The organism is Paenibacillus sp. BAC0078, from assembly GCF_054483875.1.
The window spans coordinates 304,607-325,062 of sequence record NZ_JBTLRW010000005.1 but is presented as its reverse complement, the minus strand read 5'-3'; the positions used below and the strand labels follow the sequence as shown (position 1 = coordinate 325,062).

Here is a 20,456-nt window from a genome sequence, read left to right as displayed (position 1 = left end):
GCAGTTACGACCAGACCCCAATATGAAAAATCTATAGTTCAACTGATATAACGCCGATTGGAGTTGGAACAATAGGTATGCTATAATTAGACCGGTCGGTCGGTTTAGAAGGGGGTGGTCATGATAAAAGGACGTTCTGACGGAGAAGAAACGAAGAAACGAATTGTACAGCAGGCTTCGCAGCTATTTGTACAGAAAGGCTACGGAGCTGTGACGATGAACGAGGTCTGTTCGGCGGCCAAGGTCAGCAAAGGGAGCCTGTATCATCATTTTCCCAGTAAAGATGAGCTCTTTCTGCATGTGTTGGAAGAGGATCTGGAGCACTGGCTCTCGGAGTGGGAACAGAAGAAAAGCCTTATCAGCGATGCCGAGGAGCGATTCTATGCGCTTGGGGAGCATTATGCAAATGACTACCAGAATCCGCTGTTCCATGCGCTTGATGAATATTCAAGATCCAGAATCCATTCCGCAGAGGTGCATGAGCGTCTTGCACGGTTCTATGAGTACTCCTCGAAGGCTTGCCGCGATCTCCTACAGGAGAGTATGGATTCCGGGTACCTGATCAAGGGTGACCTGAATAATTATCTTATTGTGCTCAGCGGCTTGCTGGATGGGGTCGGCAGAATCTGCGAGATTATTTCCATTGACAAAGAGCCTGAGGGAATCATGAAATATTACCGGGAAGCAATAGGGCTGCTGCTGCAGGGAATACGTGCCCAGTAGAGCAGTCAGCATATCAAAGTCTACGCAGATGAGCGGCACTGACTTTCTAACGGCCGGTGCCAACGTTTCTGCTGGCAGTGTATAATTAGACCGGATGGTCGGTCTTATAGGTGTGCTAAGAAATGGTTTTGAAATTTCGGAGGTTAATCAAATGAAATTACTGCTTAGAAACAGGGGAGCGATGCTGCTCCTTATGCTAAATATTTTTCTGACGTTTACGGGAATTGGACTGGTTGTCCCGATTATGCCTACTTATATGAATGAGCTGCATATCGGAGGCAGTGTTGTCGGTCTGCTTGTGGCAGCCTTCTCCCTGACGCAACTGATTGTCTCCCCTTTTGCGGGCGGGCTGTCCGATAAGATGGGCCGTAAGAAAATCATTGTCGGCGGGCTGGTTGTATTTGCGCTGTCGGAGCTGCTGTTTGGTCTGGCTAATTCCACATGGGTGCTGTTTGCCGCCAGAATGCTCGGAGGTGTCGGAGCAGCAATGATTATGCCTGCGGTCATGGCTTATGTAGCGGATACAACCTCTATGGAGGAACGGGCCAAAGGCATGGGGCTGATCAACGCGGCTATTACTACCGGATTTATCATCGGACCGGGAATCGGCGGGTATCTTGCTGAGCTTGGCATTCGTGTCCCGTTCTTCACCGCCGCTGTGGTAGCGGCACTTGTTGCTGTGGTGTCTGTTATTGTACTGCCGGAATCACGCTCAAATGCACAGCTTGCCACCGCGAGGACCAGTCAGGAAAATAAGGAAAGCCTTGTTTCTCAACTGATGCGTTCCTACCGGGAGCCTTATTTCTTCGGACTTTTGATTGTTTTTGTGCTTTCTTTTGGGCTTGCCAACTATGAAACAGTATTCGGCTTGTTTGTGGATCACAAATTTGGGTTCAGTCCAAAGGATATTGCTTTTGTCCTGACCTTTGGCTCGATTTCGGGAGCGGTGATTCAGGTTACGGCGTTCAGTTGGATTCTGAAGCATTTCGGTGAGAACAGAGTTATTTCGGCTTCTTTGCTTGTCTCAGGCCTGTTCATCTTCCTGACATTGTTTGTGCACGGCTACTGGGCTATCGTTACCGTGACCTTTATTGTGTTTCTTGCTATGGATATTTTGCGCCCGGCTGTCGGTACCCAGCTCTCCAAGCTGGCAGTAGAATCACAGCAGGGCTTCGTAATGGGCATGAACTCGGCGTATACCAGTCTCGGCAATATTGCCGGACCTATCGTTGCCGGTGTCTTGTTTGACCTGGATATCAACTTTCCTTATGCCATAGCTGCGATCGTACTCGTTCTGTGTTTCCTGATGTCGCTAGGCTCAAGAAAGCGGATGAGCCGTCCCGATGTTGAGATGAAGGGGTGAGCGGCTGCTCTTCTGGACTTTGGTGGCGGGGTCAATCTGTGATACTATTTCAGGTAGGGATTATTTGAACACAGATTGTGTACGGAAAGAGGGATTGCATTGACGGTGGATACGAATCAAGCAGATAAGGCCGCTGAGGAAGCGTTGGCCCGGCAGGAGCAGGAAACAATCACCCAGGCGATAGCCAAGGAGCTTGGCATCAGTCTGAAGCAGGTGCGGACAACGGTAGGACTGCTGGATGAGGGGAACACCATCCCCTTCATCGCCCGGTACCGTAAAGAAATGACCGGTGAGCTGGATGAGAACATGCTGCGCGATATTGAAGAACGGCTAAGCTATCTTCGCAATCTGAGCGACCGCAAGAAGGATGTGCTCCGCAGCATTGAGGAGCAGGGCAAGCTGACGAAGGAGCTGCAGGAGCAGATTCTGAAGGCGGTGAAGCTGCAGGAAGTGGAGGATCTGTACCGTCCGTTCCGCCAGAAACGCAAGACGCGCGCCAGTGTCGCCAAGGAGAAGGGGCTGGAGCCGCTTGCGGATTGGGTGCTGGAGCAGCGCCGTCAAGGCGATCCGCTTCAGGAAGCGGCGAAATATGTGGATGCGGACAAGGGTGTCGAGAGCGCAGAGCTGGCGCTTCAAGGCGCGATGGACATCATCGCCGAGAACATCGCCGACGATCCTGCGATCCGCTCCTGGGTCCGCCAGTATACAGCCAGCCAAGGCGTGCTGGTATCGGAAGCAAAGGATACGGAGCAGGAGAGCGTCTACGAGAACTATTATAATTACCGTGAACCGGTACATAAAATGCCGCCGCACCGCATTCTTGCGATCAACCGCGGCGAGCGGGAGAATGTGTTGAAGGTCGGCATAGAGGTGACAGCCGACAAGATTCACGCCTTTATTCAGCGGAAGCTGGTTAAGGGGCCATCTCCGGTCAAAGAGCTGCTGGAAGCGGTGACCGAGGATGCCTACAAGCGGCTGATCGCGCCTTCCGTGGAGCGCGAGGTGCGCGGGGAAATGACGGAAAAGGGGGAAACGCAAGCGATTTCCATCTTCTCCGGAAATCTGCGCAGCCTGCTGCTGCAGCCGCCGGTGAAGGGTCGGAGCGTCCTTGGCGTAGACCCGGCCTACCGCACCGGCTGCAAGCTGGCCGTGGTGGACGACACCGGCAAGCTGCTGGAGGTGGCGGTCACTTACCCGACGCCGCCGAACAACAAGAAGCGTGAGGCGGCGGCGAAGTTCAAAGAGCTGATTGCCAAGTATGGCATCCAGCTCATCGTCATTGGCAACGGCACCGGCTCGCGGGAGACGGAGCAGTTCACCGCCGAGGTCATCGCAGAGATCGGCGATCCGGGGCTGGCGTACCTCATTGTCAATGAGGCCGGAGCCAGCGTGTATTCCGCCTCCAGGCTGGCGCAGGAGGAGTTCCCGGACCTGGATGTGGCGGAGCGCAGCGCCGCCTCCATCGCCCGCCGCGTGCAGGACCCGCTCGCGGAGCTGGTGAAGATCGACCCGAAGGCGATCGGGGTCGGGCAGTATCAGCATGACGTGTCCCAGAAGCATCTGGAGGAGAGTCTTAAGGGTGTCGTAGAGTCGGCGGTCAACCATGTTGGCGTTGACGTGAATACAGCTTCGGCATCCCTGCTGTCCTATGTTGCCGGAGTTAATGCGACGATTGCCAAGAATATCGTCAAATTCCGCGAGGAGAACGGCAAGTTCACCACGCGCAAGCAATTACAGAAGGTGCCGCGCCTGGGCGCCAAATCCTATGAGCAGTGCATCGGCTTCCTGCGCATCCCGGGCGGCGACAACACGCTGGACCGGACACCGATCCACCCGGAATCCTATCCGGTGGTGGACCGCCTGTTCCGTGAGCTGGGGCTGGATGTGGCTGCGCTTGGCAGCAAAGAGGTAGCCCAGCAGCTTCAGGCGCAGGACGCCGCCGAGCTGGCCGTGAGGCTGGATGTCGGCGTGCCTACGCTGCGAGACATCCTGGAGAGCCTGCAGCGTCCGGGCCGCGATCCGCGCGAGGAGCTGCCGCAGCCGATCTTCCGCACGGATGTGCTGAAGATCGAGGACCTGGTTCCCGGCATGGAGATGCAGGGAACCGTACGGAACGTAATCGATTTCGGCGCCTTCGTCGATATCGGCATCAAGAACGACGGGCTGGTGCATATTTCCCAGCTCAGCGGCAGCTTCGTGAAGCATCCGATGGACGTTGTCTCCGTGGGAGACAATGTTACCGTCTGGGTGCTGGGCGTTGACCTCAAAAAAGGCCGGGTCAGCCTGACCATGCGCCCGCCGCGCGAGTAGTGCCTGAAATGGAGTCATCTGCATGGGAGACCTGGCAGATGGCTTTTTTTGTTTAGGGAATTATGAGAGTGAAGTGGAAAAAGTAAACTTAAATGTACCCAAAATCGTTCCGCAGGGACGTTAGTTGGAATAAGTAAACTTAATTGGGGGGATTTCAGCTAGAATGCTACGAATCAGCCGAATTAGGTGGACTTTTTCCCACAAGCGCTTGCTTTGGAGTGTGAGGGTACAGAATTAAGTTCCCTTTTTCCACTTGGGTCTGTCCTCAAAGTACAAGTTGGCTCCAGCACTCCAACAATTTCCAAACTCAAAACTGCTGCACTATTCAGTTAACGACAGCGCGGCCATTTTGTTCTTCGGGAAATCATGATTTCCGGTAAGCTGCTTTTGCTTTTTGGCTCTAAATGATGAATATATCCAGCAGCCCACTCAACGTACTAAATAGTTTTAATCATTATTCCTCTACCTGGGCCTTGTTCGCCCGTGCTATGATTTGGGAAAATATAGATAGGCGGGTATCAACTATTGAGCGAAGTTGTGATTCGGAATTTTGAGCAGGCGGATATGCCGGCGCTTGGCGAGTTTTATAATGCGGTGATTTCAAGTGGACAGGCGATCTCTTGGTGGGTGGGCGAAGAAACGAACTGGGCGAATGTGTTTTGCGCTTTTGAAGGTAATCAGATGGTCGCAAAAGGCCAGGTTGAGGTGTTCAATATCATTCCAGAGGCAAGTACGCCGGAGTGCAAGCATAAGCTGCTCATCAATCTGAAAGCTGCACCCGGCAGGGAAGAGGATACGGCGCTGCTGGATGGGGTGTATAGCCTGCTGCTGGCCCGGGCCCGTGAATTGAAGGAGACACTGCCGGGCAGTCACAGCACCTTATTATGTGTGGGGAATTATGCGGTAGAGGAGAGCTACCACCGGTACTTTCAAGAGCGGCAGGGGTATCGGCCTCTGCAAAATCTGTACAGCATGGAGCGGGACTCGTCGGAGCCTATTGCGGAGCTAGTTCTTGCTGAAGGACTGGACTGCATGCATTGGAGCATGGAGACCCGCGAAGAACGGGACCTGTATTTGAAGCTGGAATCTGAGGTATGGCCAGATGCTCCGCTTGGAGCGAAGCGGCTTGCCGAGTATCGGGAGCATCCGCTGTGGACCGCGATCATTGCCCGCGAAGCAGGAACGATTGTCGGCAGTGCGATGGTCTGGCAGGAGGACGAGGGTGGCGTTATAGAGGATGTGTTCGTCAGAGAGGCCTGGAGAAGACGCGGCATTGCCAGCTTTCTGCTGGCTGAAGCCTTGAAATATTTGCAGGGACACGGGCTTGGAAACGTATCGCTGGTAGCCCGGACGGACAATGACTCTGCACTGGCCCTTTATACTACTGCCGGTTTTCAGACGGAAAGCGAAGAAACCAGATATTACATCGAGCTTAAATAATCCTCTGATTAGCACACTTTGGTCTAAACAACGCTAACAAACCTCCCGTTAATGACAGCCTGAAGCTGTAGTAGCGGGAGGTTTTCTTTTACCGCCTCTTTCAGAGGACGGCAAAGCCGTTTTTACTTGGTCAAATGCACAATGCATTTCGTCCGATCATCAATATTTTTTTATATAGGGCAGCCTTTATACTGAAAGCGTGTTCAACAAGAGCTATAGGGGGCTGTACAATGGAAGGGTTAACAATAGGTTGGTACGGGGCACTGGCGGGACTGGCGCTTGCGATCATTCTGATCCTGAGAAAGCTGAATCCGGTCTACGCGCTATTCCTGGGGGCTATCGTGGGTGCGCTGATTGGCGGGGCCAATCTGGAACAGACGGTCAGCATACTTGTAAGCGGTACGCAAAGTGTCATGGGCACGGTCCTGCGCGTGCTTGCCGCCGGTGTATTGGCCGGGGTGATGATGGAATCGGGGGCGGCTGAGACGATAGCCCAGGCCATCGTACGAAAATTCGGCGGCAGCAAGGCCATTCTTGCGCTTGCCCTGGCCACGATGATTATTACAGCGGTTGGCGTATTTATACCCGTAGCCGTGCTGATAGTGGCACCGATTGCTTTATCTGTAGGGAACAAAATGGGTATTTCAAAAACGGCGCTGCTGCTGGCACTCTCCGGCGGCGGGAAGGCAGGGAATATCATCTCGCCCAATCCGAATACGATCGCGGCTGCGCGGGGGTTCGATCTGGATCTGAGCCATGTGATGCTGGCCGGCTTCATTCCGGCGGTGTGCGGCCTGATTGTAACCGTTATTGTAGCTTCTCTTCTGAAAAATAAAGGTGTGAAGGTGCTTGATGAGGAAGCAGTATACAACGAAATCGACACCTCCAAATATCCTCCACTTGGCAAGGCTATCGTGGCACCGCTGGTTGCGGTCATCCTGCTGATGATCAACCCGATTGGTTCGTTCACGGGGATTGAGGCTCTGTCCAGCATTAAGGTCGATGCTCTGTATATTCTGCCGCTGGCCGGGATTATTGGTCTTTTGGCTATGGGGCAGGGGAATAAAATTCTGGCGTTCACCTCGTCCGGTCTGAATAAAATGACGGCGACAGTGCTGATCCTGCTCGGTGCGGGCGGGATTGCCGGGCTGATTGCCGCTTCCGACTTGTCCACCCAGATCGTCAGCCTGATTCAGGCGGCGGGGATTTCGGGAACCTTCCTGGCGCCGATTTCCGGTATTCTGATGGCAGCGGCAACAGGCTCGACCTCGACAGGCGTTATTTTGGCGACAGGTTCGTTTGGACAAGCGATTCTGAATATGGGCACGGCGCCGCTTGCCGCAGCGGTCATGGTGCATACAGGGGCAACCGTTATCGACTCACTGCCGCAGGGCAACTACTTCCACGTCACGGCGGACAGCATGAAAATGTCGATCAAGCAGCGGATGGGTCTGATCCCTTACGAAGCAATTGTAGGCGGAACGATGGCGGTTGCAGCGACGATCATATACGGCTTTTTGTTATAGGATACAGGTTCTCTAGGGTTTGGTTCTAACATCTGGTATGGGGTGAGGATATGAGAGAGAAAGAGAAAACATTTGTGTTGGCACCGGACTCCTTTAAAGAGAGCATGACTGCCAAAGAGGTTTGTATCGCAATGGAAAAGGGGCTGCGGAAGGTCTATCCGACGGCTAATTACATTCATGTGCCGATGGCGGATGGCGGGGAAGGAACCGTACAGTCGCTGGTCGATGCTTCAGGTGGAGAGATCCATTATAAAGAGGTGACCGGACCGCTTGGGCAAAAGATTACCGCGAAATACGGCATTCTTGGCGGCGGGCAGACTGCGGCGATTGAGATGGCTTCCGCAAGCGGCATCCATCTGGTGACCAAGGAAACCCGGAACCCCTTGATTACAACAACATACGGCACCGGAGAATTGATCCGGGAATGTCTTGACCGGGGCATCCACAAGATTATTATCGGCATCGGCGGCAGTGCGACGAATGACGGCGGCACAGGCATGGCCGAGGCGCTTGGCGCAAGATTTCTGGATGAGGCGGGAGCAGAGCTTCCCCGTGGCGGCGGCAGCCTGGACAGGCTGGCACGGATAGACATATCTTCGCTGGATGAACGCCTGCAGCATGTTCAAATGGTTGTGGCCTGCGATGTGACGAATCCGCTGTGCGGGGAGCAGGGAGCTTCGCGGGTGTTCGGCCCGCAAAAAGGAGCAACGCCGGAGATGGTGCAGAAGCTGGACGATAATCTTGCCCATTACGCACAGATCGTGAAGCAGCAGCTTCACAAGGATGTGTCGGAGCTGCCCGGTGCGGGTGCTGCCGGAGGCTTGGGCGCGGGACTCTTGATCTTTACTCAGGCGGTGCTGCAGAAGGGAATCGAGATTGTTATCGAAAATACCGGCCTGAAGGAAAAGCTGGCCGGCGCTGATATGGTGTTCACTGGCGAAGGCGGCATTGACTTCCAGACGAAGTTCGGGAAGACACCTTATGGTGTCGCCCGCGCTGCCAAAGCTGGCGGACAAAAGGTCATTGCCATCGCCGGTTACATCGGTGAGGGGATTGATGCCCTGTATGAAGAAGGCTTTACGGCGATCTTCGGTATTGTTCCGGGGGCCTCTGACCTGGAGAAGCTGTTAGCCGATGGGCCGAAGAACGTTGAGCGGACCTGTGAGAATATTGCACGAATCCTGAAACTAAGTGAATAGAGCACAAAAAAGTGGCCCGGGAGCATGCTCTCAGGGCCGCTTGATGTGTGGGGCTGCCATGTATATTGTTGGATGTTCGAGCAGAGTATACTCATTAGCCCGGAAGCCGCATAGCCACTCGCCTAATTTCGTTCGTTCTGCGGGTAGCATCACTTATAGAGCGCCAGCAAGCCGTGCGTCAGCTCGAAAAGCTGCAGCAGATTGCGCGGATCTTTGCCAGTGAGGGTCTGAATCCGCTTCAGGCGGTATTGCAGCGTATTGCGGTGAATATTGAGGTCATCGGCGGTGTGGGAGACACTGCAGTTATGATTGATGAAGCTTCTAAGCGTCTCTATCATATCCACGGCATCCTCCAGCTTGGCGGCGCTGTTGAGGTTGTTCGTCAGATTGGCATGGCTCAGCTTCACCAGGAACTCGGCTTCTCCAAAAGTTACGACCTGTGAAGCCGGCTTCAGCGCCAGATGAACATTCATGGACGATTTGGCCTGGCGGTAGCTCTCGGCAATACTGGCCTCCTGCCTGCCGGCAGCGATCAGTACCTTGGGACGGTTCTGCAAAAGCTGGCGGATTAGCGGTGCGGGGTCGCCAGTATTTTGAATGATCAGCAGATGCGTGTCTTCATCAATGGCGAAGCTGGGATAACGCAGCAGCAGCTTGTCCGTGTCCTCTTCGGCGCTGAAATGCTTGATGTACAGCACGATGCTTTTCAGAAGCAGGTCGATTTGGTAGGGCGCGGCTTCTTTTCTCAGCTTTTGGGAGTATGTCCCCTGATGGTTCAGCAGCAGCTCCAGAAAAGCTTTTTTGCGGCTGGCTTCATGTGCCTGATGCTCCAGGCTGTTGCGCTGCTCGATCAGCAAAGACACTGTGGTTCTTACAATATTGCAAAAAGGGCGGACCTCGTCCGGATTCCCGGAAATGCCGATAACCCCGACACGGGTATGACCGATGACAATCGGCTCATTGGTGCCTTTTTTCTCGAAGCGGCTGTCCTCCCAGACCTCAACTCTTTTGCCAGTGGACAGTGCCTTGACCGCTCCCGGATGAACCGTGCCCACCCGTTCCTTTCGGCCGCTGCCGATAATGATGCCGTCTGCATTCATGATATTAATATTGTAAGGGATGTCCATCATCATTTTATCCACGATTTCCTGGGCCTGACTCTCGGATAGCTGAACCAAATCAAGGTCCTCCTTTAGCAGTTCATGTACAGTTGTGCATCTGAACAAAAGTATAACGGATTCTCTTGCCGCTGTCAGTGGATCGCAATTTCCAGTTTTTTGCCATGATCTGCAACCTTACCCGGATTTACAGCGTCTAAGCAAGGGAGAAGCAGGGAGAGGAGGAGGATTTACTTGGTTGTTGCAAAAGGATTCGGACGTTCCGCCCTTGTAGCTGTCATGCTGGTCCTTGCGGCCTGCAACTCAGCACCTGATGCGGAACCGGAAGCAACGCTTACACCGGAACAGACGCAAGGGCAAGCTGAAGTGAAGCCATCACCAAGCCCGTCGCCAGCTCCATCGGAACCGGCAGAAAGTCCACCACCGGAGGCGGAGCCGCAGGAAGCGCCGGATGAAGGAGCACCGCCTACAGCTCTCGAAGCGGCGACCACAGTGATGCGGGCGCTCAAGAACGGTAACATGAATACACTTGCTTCCTGGGTGCACCGGGACAAAGGCGTCCGTTTTTCACCCTACGCCTATGTTGATACCACAACAGATCTGGTATTTACCGCCGATGAGCTGAAAGGTCTGATGAAAAATCCCAAAGAGTATGTATGGCGCGAATACGCGGGTTCAGGCGAAGCCATAAAGCTGACCTTTGCTGAATACTACAAACGTTTTGTATATGATGCCGACTTTTTTAATGATGCGGAAAAGGCTCTGAACAAGGGATTGGGGCAAGGAACGACAGTCAACAATATCAATGAAGTCTATCCCAGAGACAGCTACGACTTCGTCGAATATCACATCGCCGGCGTCGATCCTTCCGCGGAAGGCATGGACTGGCGCAGCCTGCGGCTCGTTTTTGAACGAATCGGGCAGGACCACGCTCTCGTGGGCATCGTTCATGATCAGTGGACGCCATAAAAGGTAAGAGACGGACGCACCGCTGGTTGATTCGAGTGGCTGTGTCCGTTTTTATGCGTGTTGTTCAATTGGCTGCGCTTAAGACTAAGCACATTCGGCTTCGTGGGGATTAGGTGGAAAAGGTAACACTAATTCGACCATATAAACTGTATCGTGAGATTTAAGTGGAAAAAGTAAAACTAATAATTTTGCTGCGTGCGGTTTAGAGCTAATTTTGCCGTATTCCGATAAATTAAGCGCATACATTCCACCTGAATTGATGAAATGAATGATATTCAGAAAATTAGTTGGAGAAAATCCACTATAGATTAAAACATGAAATCCCTAGGGTGGCTCGCTCCTTGCTGCAGAAGGGATTTGAAGGCTTTTAGAGAATATCTCTTTGAAAGATTTTTTGGATTAAAGAGGTTTGCACTTTAGCGCTCTGAGCCTTTACCTAGTAAGGGATTTCAGACGAGCTGTCGCTCCCCGTGAGGGAGCGTGGATTGAAACAACCAAGCAATATCAAAGAGTCAGGGATATGGAGAAGAGGTATTGAAAAGGCTCCTAAATTCCGTAGGGCACGTAAAAAGGCCGCGCCCCCATAGGCACGGTCTTTTTGGAGTGCGCCCGGCATGGGCGTCATCTCTGGGGTGAAGCCGAACGGGACTAGTAAGCGCCCTGCCGTTAACTGCTTTACTTAGTACTGTATTTCTGGAGCACTTCTTTCTTATCTAGCAGAAGGTAGATGCGATCCAGGATGGTTACCATCTCCGCTCTTGTAATCGGTGCAAGGGGTCTGAAATAACCATTGGCATCAGCGGTGATGATACCCTGAGATTGCATACTTGCAATGGCTGATGCCTGTACTGATGAAACATCGTCATTTATGTAGTGGACCCCTGTTTTTTCAACATTAAAAAGGATTGGGAATACCTTTTCATTCGTATTCGTTGCTGCCCCGGTAGAAGCACTGTAACGTCCATCCGTACTTCTATACTGATCAAAATCTTTTTCACTAGAAAATTCTTTGATAGGTATATCCTTGAGCCCTTTCAATGATTTGAACTTTTCGTCGCCACTCATTTCTGTGATTAGCTCTTCATCGAAAAAGGAGTACAGCATATTCGTGAGGGAAAGACGGGTAATTCGAGCTTCTGGCTTAAAAATAAACTTGCCCGACTCGTTTGCTGAAATCGCTCCGCCCCAATTGAAAGTATAGTCGTAGATCGCAGATATCTCCTTATAGGCCCAATAATTCTTTGGAACATCAGGATAGCCAAGAATCTTTTCATAACCTGTAGCTTTTAGGTTTGGTCTGTACTTATCGAAAAGACGGTAAACCATGACCGAAAACTCCGCTTTGGTAACAGTTCCTTCAGGTCTAAATGTTCCGTCTGGATACCCCTTGAGTATGTCATTATCATCCATAAAATTGATTGACTGCATAGCCCATGCATACTTCTCCTCATTAATGTCGGTATACCTTGTTTCGGCATGGGCCGTGGGAGAAAGAAGCGAACCGAGAAGTATAATGATCATTACTAAGCTTGCGAAAGTTTGTTTAACCATGATTGTCCTCCAAAGTAGTTGTGTATGTATTCCCAGATTTGTTTTTCCTTTGAAAGGTATCACCGGCAGGTATAAATTGTCAATCAGTAAAATAAATACTCGTAAGTTGTGGAAAATTGTTACAAAAACAAATAATGCCCTTCCGGCTTCCTGTTAGGAAGTGAAAGGGCTGAAAGGTTTACTTTCCCGTGATCTCAATCGCAGCTTACATCCGGCTGGAAGCAGGAGGTGATGTGGTGCTGGACAAAGACTTGGCTACCGCTGTATAGCCTTCTGGCAGGTACGTTACTGCGGTGGCTTTGGAGATGACCTGCGGGTACATTTGGCCGGGGGCAGGTTTGGTTACGGTGAAATAAATGACCGCTGTTTTGTTCTTGCCGAACTCAATCCGCTCGATGGAGAGTCCGTAGCCGGGATTGGGCAGATTGTTTACGGCCAGCGTAGCTTTGTTTACGCCGTCGCCGGCTTTTTCGAGAGTGACTGCAGCCTCGTAAGCATAGGACGGAGCGGCGCTGCCGTCATCCGGTTGAATTACTGTTGCAGCGAATTTTACAGCATCATAAATCCAAACAGCGGCTTCGGCGCGGGTAACGGCATCATTCGGGCGGAAGGTGTTATTTTTCTCCAGCGTCACCAAATGTGTATTCACCAGAATCTGCAGGCTGTTCATTTCCGCTGTGGTCAGCTTGCCGCCATCCGAGATAACGGCGAACATTTCCGTTACCGCGAAATTCCCCTTGCTCTGTAAAGCCTGAGTCAGCAAATGCGCGAACTGGATGCGTGTCATCACAGCATTCGGATCGACAGTCTTGTCCAGAGACAAGCCGTTTTGCTTCGCAGTCAGGAAGGCGGGGGCATACCACGCTTTATCCTTCACTTTGTCAAAATAACTGCTTGCCGCATTTGAGCTACCGCCGGCAGATGCCTGCGGGGACAACTGAAGTCCGCTGACGATAAACTGGATGCCTTGGGCAAAAGTCAGCTTCGATTTTGGCGCAAATCTATCGCTTGTCACTCCATTAACGACTCCTTCAAGATGCAAAGCGTTGATTTTTGATTCGGCTGGGTTGCCTTTTAAATCGGTAAAAGCAAAAGCAGATGCTCCAAAAGACATACTTGCCGCCAGAATTCCGCACGCCAAAGTTATTTTTTTCGCGCTGGTCTGGATAGATTTATTCTTCATTGTGCCTCACCTCTTATCCTCTTAGATGGCGGAATGCCGCAAAATGTTGCAGATTCGCACAAATTAAATGTAATGTAGAATGGTAGCGCTATTATCATGACTTTAGTTTGCGACAGGAGAACGTAGATGATTCAGCAGCAGGGGAACAAGAAGAGAGATATAGCTGCTGGAATGATTCAGGTCATTCCCTTGTATAATGAGATACTTTGATTAAGCGGAGGAGTACACATGATCATTTGGGGGACACTTATCGGCATTGCGGCTGCTGTGATTTTATCGCTCGTTCTGGGACCCTATGGCATCCTGGTGTTACTTGCTACCGGGTTTGGAATGGTGCTCAGCACCTATGTCAAAACCAAAGAAATCCACGCCGATGTCCAGCGGATCAAAGAAAAGCTTGGAATCACAGACGAAGGCGAACCGGTGGTGAGCAACGCAGAAATCGAAGCGGAGCTGGAGCGTGCGCTTTTGATAGATCAGGGGAAGACGACAAATTAGAGGGTGCGCGAGAAAAGTGATTATGATTCGAAAAATAGATACTGCTTGCTTGTTGCCGGATAGAGTACAATAAACGGTGTACCAGCATCTGGAACTTAATTTTGTGTTGCGAATGTATAGCGTACATAAAATCGCCGGGTCCTTCGCACCGGTTTTTTTACATTATGTGTATGAAAAAAGTGTGCTGGTCTAGTGCTTCAAGAATTGAGCGGATTTTTAATGTAGAAAAAGGGTTGTTTTCCTTTTTTGGCTGAAAATCGCTGTCGCTTCCTATGTGGAAGCGTGGATTGAAATCTGCTGGCTCCGGTGGATCACCCTGGAAGTGTGTGTCGCTCCCTATGTGGGAGCGTGGATTGAAATCGGTTGGAGTCGGCATCCCCGGCAAGAACGGCATCGTCGCTCCCAATGCGAGAGCGTGGATTGAAATAGGCAAGGTCATTTGACGGCTGTACGAGTTTGAACGTCGCTCCCAATGCGAGAGCGTGGATTGAAATCAGCCAGTTCGTTGGCTATCGCTCCGGGAATCTTGTCGCTCCCAATGCGGGGGCATGGATTGAAATCCTACGATTCACTTCTTTTTCGCCGGATATGAGGAATGCCCTTCGGACGTCAGAGCCGAGCGTACCCGCCGGGACGTCAATTCGCTGGATCAGACCAGATATATTCTCAATGTGCGCAAGGTGCTGCAGGGGTAAGTATGAGGAGGGACTCGAGTGGGAAGAGCTGAGTTTCAAGTTTTAGTTATTCCTTATAAAATCACGTTCTCTAAGCATTTGTTATTTTCCATCCTAAAAAGAGAAGGGGAAGGTTATTGGCAATGGATCGCAGGTGGAGGAGAAGAGAACGAAAGCATTATTCAAGCTGCGAAAAGAGAAGCCTTTGAAGAAGCAGGAATCGATCCGGAATGCAATTTTATGAAATTAGATTCGTTAGCTATGGTTCCCGTCACTCATTTTAAAGCTTTTAAGAATCGGACAGATATATTTGTTATACCGGAGTACTGCTTTGGAGTAAATGTCCATGATGAAATACTACTATCTGCTGAACACACTGAGTACCGTTGGGTTAATTTTGAAACGGCCATGCAGCTTTTAAAATGGGATAGCAATAAAACAGCGTTATGGGAACTAGATGCAAGAATATCAAGGAGTATGCTTTCTTAAGCATTATTTTTTACATGCGGAGGCAACAAAGTGAAAACGACAATCTACCTGATCCGCCATGCGGAATCGCCATATGCAGAGGGGCAGGAGCGGGCCAGAGGACTGTCTGAACAAGGGAAGGCCGATGCCGAGCGGATCAGGACTATTTTGCAAAAGAAACCTATTGACCTGTTGTTCTCCAGCCCATACGCACGGGCCATTCACACCCTTCAACCTCTTGCTGATGAGCTTCATAAGGAGATTGTTCTGGTCGAAGGACTGCGGGAACGGGGGATTGGAGATATAGCGGATATGAGTTTTACTAATGCCAAACGGAGCGTATATGAGGATTTTTCGGTTGCTTTTGAGGGCGGAGAGTCCAGCATAGAGGCCCAGGCGAGGGGAATCCGAGAACTGAAGCTTTTTTTGGAAAAGTATGCAGGCAGCACCCTGGCCATCGGCACGCACGGTGACATTATGACGCTGATGATGAATTATTTTGACTCCCAGTATGGCTTTGAGTTCTGGCAATCCACAACGATGCCGGATATTTACAGGCTTGATTTTGTAGGCAAGGAACTGATGGAGATTACGAGGGAGTGGGGAACTAATCGGCAGTAAAAAATTTTGAAAATAGCACGGTAAGATTGGAGAAAAGATACTGCTTGCTTTGTTACAGAATGACGTACAATAGACTGTGTACCAAAGTGCGAATGTATAGTGCACATGAAATCCCCGGGTCCTTCGCACCGGATTTTTTACATTATATGTATGGAGATGAAGTGCGTTAGTTTATTGCTTCAAGAATTAAGCGGTTTTATACTGTGTAAAAAGGCTTTTATTCCTTTTTTTAGTTAAAAATCGCTGTCGCTCCCCGTGCGGGAGCGTGGATTGAAATTTGCTGGGTCACTCATTCCGGGCTGACTACGATCGTCGCTCCCCGTGCGGGAGCGTGGATTGAAATTCCATCCCAGATATTGAGCAGTATGCAAAGCTTGTAGTCGCTCCCCGTGCGGGAGCGTGGATTGAAATTTTCGTTTCGTTGATCCATTCAGTCATTTTTCTTTGTCGCTCCCCGTGCGGGAGCGTGGATTGAAATGTTCTCATCATGCACAACGATCTGGCGATACTCGTCGCTCCCCGTGCGGGAGCGTGGATTGAAATATCGCTTAAATCATAAAACCATTGGTTTGTTGAGTCGTCGCTCCCCGTGCGGGAGCGTGGATTGAAATGGTAAGAGATGGATCGGCAACGCACGCAGCGCCTTGTCGCTCCCCGTGCGGGAGCGTGGATTGAAATATCACATCGCGAGTTAAGCCAAATCGCTCCTGGTGTCGCTCCCCGTGCGGGAGCGTGGATTGAAATTTGCAAATGGTTTTTATAATGGATCTGCGCTCGGGTCGCTCCCCGTGCGGGAGCGTGGATTGAAATACACTCAACGGGGCGGCAGACGATGTAGTAATTGTCGCTCCCCGTGCGGGAGCGTGGATTGAAATTCGGTGATGTAATCAGCCATTTTTTCAGGGTCTGAGTCGCTCCCCGTGCGGGAGCGTGGATTGAAATCCGTTCGCGGATCTGGACAGCAGTGAAACTCGCCAAGTCGCTCCCCGTGTGGGGGCGTGGATTGAAATTACCACGCTTATCAGCTCCTTTGTAGGGGAGAGGGTGTTAACCCCCGTTATTTCAGAATTCCAAGTCCTCTCGCACTGTCTCAGGTCATGTTTTCGTTGTTCCATTCAAACGGAAGGATTCTTTCTCGGCTGCTAGGTCGTAAAAATTTTCGGCTAATGCTTCTTCGAGGCATAAAATATTTCATAACTGGAGCTTTCCCCAATATATCCATCCACGTTAATGACAAAGATTTCGCCTCCACATCAATTTTTTGAAGGTGGATTTCATCGAGGTTTTTCTTTTGCTGTTCGGTCAATTTGACAAGCGTGATTACTTTCCGCATTATCTCTCCTCAAAAAGGACTAAATTTATCAGGAAATTTTTGAGCTATAGGCATATGCCGTGATTGATCTAGGTTGTAGTCCATAGACTGTTGTCGAGATATTATTTGAGGAGGTTATCCATATCTATGGAAACAAATTATCAACAAGTCGCCTGGAACTGCATGAATAAATATGTTGGTATAACAACAACTGACGGTCAATCTCACGATGGGTTTATTGCTCATGTTGATCAGGACTACATTACGCTTGCTATTCCCACAAACGAAATGATTGGACAAATGAACGGAATGCCCGCCAGAGAAGCTACGTATAGACAATTTGGCTTTTTTCCAGGCTTTTTTCCACGCCGCCGCTTTTTTCCGAGACGCATACCATTTGGTGCAGTTACCGGGTTGTTCTTGCTTCCGTTCTTCATTTGACCTGATTTAATGGTCGCTCCCTATGCGGGAGCATGAACTGCAACTCATACTTTCAAGCATTGTTATATAGTAGTTTTAGCGAGAAAGCCTACAGAGCAAAAAGCACCGAACTTCCACCCATTGAGAAGTTCGGTGCTTTTTATCTATCACAGATTATGCTTTGCGACGTACTTCGAATAAATCGTTAGGACTGACATCAAAATAAAGACATAACTTCATTATCAGCTCCGCTGAAATTTTCTTCTTTTCCATATTAGTGTTATGCATTAATTCCATTATCGTAGTTCTTCGGTGCCCGATCTCTTTGGATAATTTTAGTACGGATATATCATGCTCTTTTAATATTGTGTCTAATTTGCAGTAAAGTGTGTATTCGTTAAAGTCCATTTTGATCCTCCAGCGATTCGGAATTAGTTGCACTTTTAAAGTGCATGTAGTATATTGTTGATACAGAAGTTGAACTTTAAACGTGCAATTTATACATAGGAATTTTGTTGCCATACTGTTATAAATATCCTTGAGAGTAGACAACGGAGGAAGCCACATGTCCAAACGCCGCCCCCGCAAACTTAACACGCAAGCTATTCTTGACATCACTAAAAAAAACTTGGTCTGGCCAGAGTTAGATGAATCACAGAATGCAATACATTACTATCATCTCACTGATGCGCTTGGACGTAAATGGCAAACCATTGGTTGTCATGTTACGGATGCGATAAAAGTTTTTAAAATGGGTGAATATCCGCCATGGACATCAATAATAGAAACAGCGCCGTATAATCCAGATATTACTATAAAAGATATCGTGCCATTGTTAAACTGCAAAAATAAGGCCTTAATAAACGACATGCTAATCATATTAAATACATCTGTGCGATGTAACCAGTTTTTAAATAAAATTATTAATGTGAACTATTATAGTATCTTTCAGGTGTTATATGAGTTAAAAAATGAATATCTAATGAATGACCCGATATCAGTCTCAGCTTTTGAACATATGTACAGTATAAATCCAATCGAGGCACTTTCGCGACTCTATTTGGAAAATGTAGATACGTTGGACTATTGGGAGTGGCTACAAGCTGGAGGTTCCGCTGAACTGGCCATTAATTTCAGAAATATTAATCCTACACTAACGTTAATAGAAGCCATAGAAAAGGTGGAGAGGGTGCAAGGACTTTTTGGAACAGACTCTCGGGAGTAGTGGGGATTAATATTGATTCTGGTAACACGGACTTACAGTGTAAGTAGTTAGGATGCTTGATATGGAAAGTTTGACGCGAGCTTAACAAGTGGATATAACTTTTGTTAACTAATACAGAATGTAATTTGGAGCATGAAACTGTTTTTAGTAAAAGATACTACTTACTTGATATGAAATGACGTACAATAAATGGTGTACCAATTTTTGGAGGTCAGAAAAGGTTTTTTCGACATAGATTATCGTGAACGTCCGGTGCGAATGTAAAGCGCCCATGAAATTCCCGGGTCCTTCGCACCTGATTTATTACATTTTTTGTATGAAATATAGAGTAAGTACGTAAATCGAACTGAGAAATAAGCATTTTTCTGACTGTTATGAGGGTTTTCATCCTTTTTTTGGTTGAAAATCGCTGTCGCTCCTTATGCGGGAGCGTGGATTGAAATACGTATAGCCCACTCCGCCATTGACTCGACTACTTCGTCGCTCCTTATGCGGGAGCGTGGATTGAAATTTAACGGTGACGCCGAGATCAAGCGCTACAACTGTCGCTCCTTATGCGGGAGCGTGGATTGAAATTGGGATGCGCATTTGAAACGTGTTGACTGTCGCGTCGCTCCTTATGCGGGAGCGTGGATTGAAATCATGTTGTTCTCTACATCAAGGATCGCCCGTGTAGGTCGCTCCTTATGCGGGAGCGTGGATTGAAATCTGCATAAACCACAGATACCGGCACAATCTTACGTCGCTCCTTATGCGGGAGCGTGGATTGAAATATACAGTTTCTCGACGCAATTTAGCTATTTTTCGTCGCTCCCTATGCGGGAGCGTGGATTGAAATTGCCTTGATACGACTACAGATGTGTTAGTTACCTCGTCGCTCCCTATGCGGGAGCGTGGATTGAAATCCCGCTGACTGCCCGGCCATCGCTGGTTACGTTGGTCGCTCCCTATGTGGGAGCGTGGATTGAAATACGCAGCTAGGGTTTCCCGACCCTAAGCTGTTTACGTCGCTCCCTATGTGGGAGCGTGGATTGAAATCGTCGAGTTTCTTCAGCGATGCCCGTCTTAATGAGTCGCTCCCTATGTGGGAGCGTGGATTGAAATATCCGAACAATCCAGAGCTGCAGAAGCCGGTTGAGTCGCTCCCTATGTAGGAGCGTGGATTGAAATTACTGGGAGCACGTGGAGCTGCCCACTCAGCAAGTCGCTCCCTATGTGGGAGCGTGGACTGAAACTTCTAGTTCGGCTCCCCTCGGCTCCATATGGAGTAAGTAAAGAAGCCATTAACCAGTATTCTGGTTTGGGCTTTTTGGTATATTATAATAAACGCAAATTCGAATCGGAGGATAGTCCTAATGACTGTGGATCGCAAGCAAAAGGCTAATCAATATGCACGTAAGCAGGCCAAAGAGTCAGGCGCATCCATTTACTATATAAAAAATAACAAACGAGTTCGTGAGGATGCGGAAGGCAATAAGGTCGAAATTGTTTATGATGGGCTGGCAAGAGATAAGAGGATGCCTGCCATGATTGAGACAAGACCCGTAATGACGGTATTTGCTGGCATTAACGGGGCTGGAAAAAGCAACCTAAAATTATTGCAGAAATAAAGCATAACAAGATGGTTTATTGTGTGGAGAATGTGCCTGGTTGGTCTGCAGCGATTGTCTCTGGATATTGGTCATTTTGACATCAAAGCAATAGAAGGAAGGTATAGTCATTTTATTTATATAGCTTACCTAGTATTCTTTTCTGGTTAGCACCATTTACAGCCATTATATCCTTGAGCAAAGTAAAACTGGGCATTGTCTGTATCAATTCTATGTTGAGGTTTAATTTCATTTGTTGTTTTAAAT

The 20,456-nt window shown here is 49.4% G+C and carries 18 protein-coding genes and 2 CRISPR repeat arrays; of the genes, 13 read left to right on the top strand and 5 right to left on the bottom strand.

What is annotated here, in order from left to right:
• Positions 1-120: 120 nt before the first annotated feature.
• From ACX1DY_RS12800 to ACX1DY_RS12775, 6 genes are all read left to right on the top strand, one after another.
• Positions 121-723, top strand: a complete 603-nt coding sequence (locus tag ACX1DY_RS12800) for a TetR/AcrR family transcriptional regulator (RefSeq protein WP_458964575.1) — start codon at positions 121-123, stop codon at positions 721-723.
• A gap of 151 nt (positions 724-874) precedes the next feature.
• Positions 875-2,086: an MFS transporter gene (locus ACX1DY_RS12795; protein WP_458964574.1), complete on the top strand. Its 1,212-nt coding sequence runs from the start codon at positions 875-877 to the stop codon at positions 2,084-2,086.
• Between the two features lie 144 nt (positions 2,087-2,230).
• Positions 2,231-4,396 carry a Tex family protein gene (locus tag ACX1DY_RS12790; RefSeq protein WP_458964626.1) on the top strand — a complete coding sequence of 722 codons (2,166 nt, stop codon included), beginning with the start codon at positions 2,231-2,233 and terminating at the stop codon, positions 4,394-4,396.
• A 525-nt stretch (positions 4,397-4,921) separates the two neighbouring features.
• Positions 4,922-5,836: a GNAT family N-acetyltransferase gene (locus tag ACX1DY_RS12785; RefSeq protein ID WP_458964573.1), complete on the top strand. Its 915-nt coding sequence runs from the start codon at positions 4,922-4,924 to the stop codon at positions 5,834-5,836.
• A gap of 230 nt (positions 5,837-6,066) precedes the next feature.
• Positions 6,067-7,362, top strand: a complete 1,296-nt coding sequence (locus ACX1DY_RS12780; RefSeq protein ID WP_458964572.1) for a GntP family permease — start codon at positions 6,067-6,069, stop codon at positions 7,360-7,362.
• A gap of 50 nt (positions 7,363-7,412) precedes the next feature.
• Positions 7,413-8,561, top strand: a complete 1,149-nt coding sequence (locus tag ACX1DY_RS12775; RefSeq protein WP_458964571.1) for a glycerate kinase family protein — start codon at positions 7,413-7,415, stop codon at positions 8,559-8,561.
• Positions 8,562-8,710: 149 nt separating this feature from the next.
• Here the strand turns inward: ACX1DY_RS12775 and ACX1DY_RS12770 are convergent, their stop codons facing one another.
• A complete protein-coding gene (locus ACX1DY_RS12770) occupies positions 8,711-9,739 on the bottom strand; it encodes a CdaR family transcriptional regulator (RefSeq protein WP_458964570.1) in 1,029 nt (342 codons plus the stop codon).
• A 174-nt stretch (positions 9,740-9,913) separates the two neighbouring features.
• On the opposite strand from ACX1DY_RS12770, the gene ACX1DY_RS12765 reads away from it, so the two are divergent.
• Complete coding sequence (locus ACX1DY_RS12765) at positions 9,914-10,648, top strand: hypothetical protein (protein WP_458964569.1); 735 nt, start codon at positions 9,914-9,916, stop codon at positions 10,646-10,648.
• A 675-nt stretch (positions 10,649-11,323) separates the two neighbouring features.
• Here the strand turns inward: ACX1DY_RS12765 and ACX1DY_RS12760 are convergent.
• Positions 11,324-12,199 carry an S-layer homology domain-containing protein gene (locus ACX1DY_RS12760; RefSeq protein ID WP_458964568.1) on the bottom strand — a complete coding sequence of 292 codons (876 nt, stop codon included), beginning with the start codon at positions 12,197-12,199 and terminating at the stop codon, positions 11,324-11,326.
• A gap of 205 nt (positions 12,200-12,404) precedes the next feature.
• Complete coding sequence (locus tag ACX1DY_RS12755; protein ID WP_458964567.1) at positions 12,405-13,382, bottom strand: S-layer homology domain-containing protein; 978 nt, start codon at positions 13,380-13,382, stop codon at positions 12,405-12,407.
• A 228-nt stretch (positions 13,383-13,610) separates the two neighbouring features.
• On the opposite strand from ACX1DY_RS12755, the gene ACX1DY_RS12750 reads away from it, so the two are divergent.
• The 3 genes from ACX1DY_RS12750 to ACX1DY_RS12740 all read left to right on the top strand — a co-directional run bounded on the left by ACX1DY_RS12750 (position 13,611) and on the right by ACX1DY_RS12740 (position 15,643).
• Entirely contained in the window at positions 13,611-13,880 is a 270-nt protein-coding gene (locus tag ACX1DY_RS12750) for a hypothetical protein (protein WP_458964566.1), read from the top strand.
• Between the two features lie 713 nt (positions 13,881-14,593).
• Positions 14,594-15,043, top strand: coding sequence for an NUDIX hydrolase (locus ACX1DY_RS12745; RefSeq protein WP_458964565.1), 450 nt, complete (start codon positions 14,594-14,596; stop codon positions 15,041-15,043).
• Between the two features lie 30 nt (positions 15,044-15,073).
• Positions 15,074-15,643 carry a histidine phosphatase family protein gene (locus ACX1DY_RS12740; protein WP_458964564.1) on the top strand — a complete coding sequence of 190 codons (570 nt, stop codon included), beginning with the start codon at positions 15,074-15,076 and terminating at the stop codon, positions 15,641-15,643.
• Positions 15,644-15,888: 245 nt separating this feature from the next.
• A CRISPR array of direct repeats spans positions 15,889-16,653; the repeat unit is 32 nt; unit sequence GTCGCTCCCCGTGCGGGAGCGTGGATTGAAAT.
• A gap of 80 nt (positions 16,654-16,733) precedes the next feature.
• On the opposite strand, the gene ACX1DY_RS12735 is transcribed toward ACX1DY_RS12740, so the two are convergent.
• Positions 16,734-16,976, bottom strand: coding sequence for a hypothetical protein (locus ACX1DY_RS12735; RefSeq protein ID WP_458964563.1), 243 nt, complete (start codon positions 16,974-16,976; stop codon positions 16,734-16,736).
• Positions 16,977-17,102: 126 nt separating this feature from the next.
• Between ACX1DY_RS12735 and ACX1DY_RS12730 the strand changes: the two genes are divergently transcribed.
• Positions 17,103-17,396 carry a phosphatidylinositol kinase gene (locus tag ACX1DY_RS12730; protein ID WP_458964562.1) on the top strand — a complete coding sequence of 98 codons (294 nt, stop codon included), beginning with the start codon at positions 17,103-17,105 and terminating at the stop codon, positions 17,394-17,396.
• 153 nt (positions 17,397-17,549) lie between these two features.
• Here ACX1DY_RS12730 and ACX1DY_RS12725 read toward each other — a convergent pair whose 3' ends face one another.
• On the bottom strand, positions 17,550-17,783 hold the full coding sequence (locus ACX1DY_RS12725; protein ID WP_458964561.1) for a helix-turn-helix domain-containing protein: 234 nt from the start codon (positions 17,781-17,783) through the stop codon (positions 17,550-17,552).
• A 157-nt stretch (positions 17,784-17,940) separates the two neighbouring features.
• Between ACX1DY_RS12725 and ACX1DY_RS12720 the strand changes: the two genes are divergently transcribed.
• A complete protein-coding gene (locus tag ACX1DY_RS12720) occupies positions 17,941-18,600 on the top strand; it encodes a hypothetical protein (RefSeq protein ID WP_458964560.1) in 660 nt (219 codons plus the stop codon).
• A gap of 411 nt (positions 18,601-19,011) precedes the next feature.
• Positions 19,012-19,835: a CRISPR direct-repeat array (repeat unit 32 nt; unit sequence GTCGCTCCTTATGCGGGAGCGTGGATTGAAAT).
• Positions 19,836-19,955: 120 nt separating this feature from the next.
• Positions 19,956-20,210 (top strand): hypothetical protein, encoded by a 255-nt coding sequence (locus tag ACX1DY_RS12715; protein WP_458964559.1) that lies wholly within the window; start codon positions 19,956-19,958, stop codon positions 20,208-20,210.
• The last annotated feature ends 246 nt before the right edge of the window (positions 20,211-20,456 follow it).

Bases quoted from the DNA above. Each gene is read 5' to 3' on its own strand.
- ACX1DY_RS12775 (WP_458964571.1), top strand. From the start codon at position 7,413: ATGAGAGAGAAAGAGAAAACATTTGTGTTGGCACCGGACTCCTTTAAA.
- ACX1DY_RS12720 (WP_458964560.1), top strand. From the start codon at position 17,941: ATGTCCAAACGCCGCCCCCGCAAACTTAACACGCAAGCTATTCTTGAC.
- ACX1DY_RS12760 (WP_458964568.1), bottom strand. From the start codon at position 12,199: ATGGTTAAACAAACTTTCGCAAGCTTAGTAATGATCATTATACTTCTC.
- ACX1DY_RS12780 (WP_458964572.1), top strand. From the start codon at position 6,067: ATGGAAGGGTTAACAATAGGTTGGTACGGGGCACTGGCGGGACTGGCG.
- ACX1DY_RS12725 (WP_458964561.1), bottom strand. From the start codon at position 17,783: ATGGACTTTAACGAATACACACTTTACTGCAAATTAGACACAATATTA.
- ACX1DY_RS12795 (WP_458964574.1), top strand. From the start codon at position 875: ATGAAATTACTGCTTAGAAACAGGGGAGCGATGCTGCTCCTTATGCTA.
- ACX1DY_RS12715 (WP_458964559.1), top strand. From the start codon at position 19,956: ATGACTGTGGATCGCAAGCAAAAGGCTAATCAATATGCACGTAAGCAG.
- ACX1DY_RS12755 (WP_458964567.1), bottom strand. From the start codon at position 13,382: ATGAAGAATAAATCTATCCAGACCAGCGCGAAAAAAATAACTTTGGCG.
- ACX1DY_RS12735 (WP_458964563.1), bottom strand. From the start codon at position 16,976: ATGCGGAAAGTAATCACGCTTGTCAAATTGACCGAACAGCAAAAGAAA.
- ACX1DY_RS12730 (WP_458964562.1), top strand. From the start codon at position 17,103: ATGGAAACAAATTATCAACAAGTCGCCTGGAACTGCATGAATAAATAT.
- ACX1DY_RS12750 (WP_458964566.1), top strand. From the start codon at position 13,611: ATGATCATTTGGGGGACACTTATCGGCATTGCGGCTGCTGTGATTTTA.
- ACX1DY_RS12800 (WP_458964575.1), top strand. From the start codon at position 121: ATGATAAAAGGACGTTCTGACGGAGAAGAAACGAAGAAACGAATTGTA.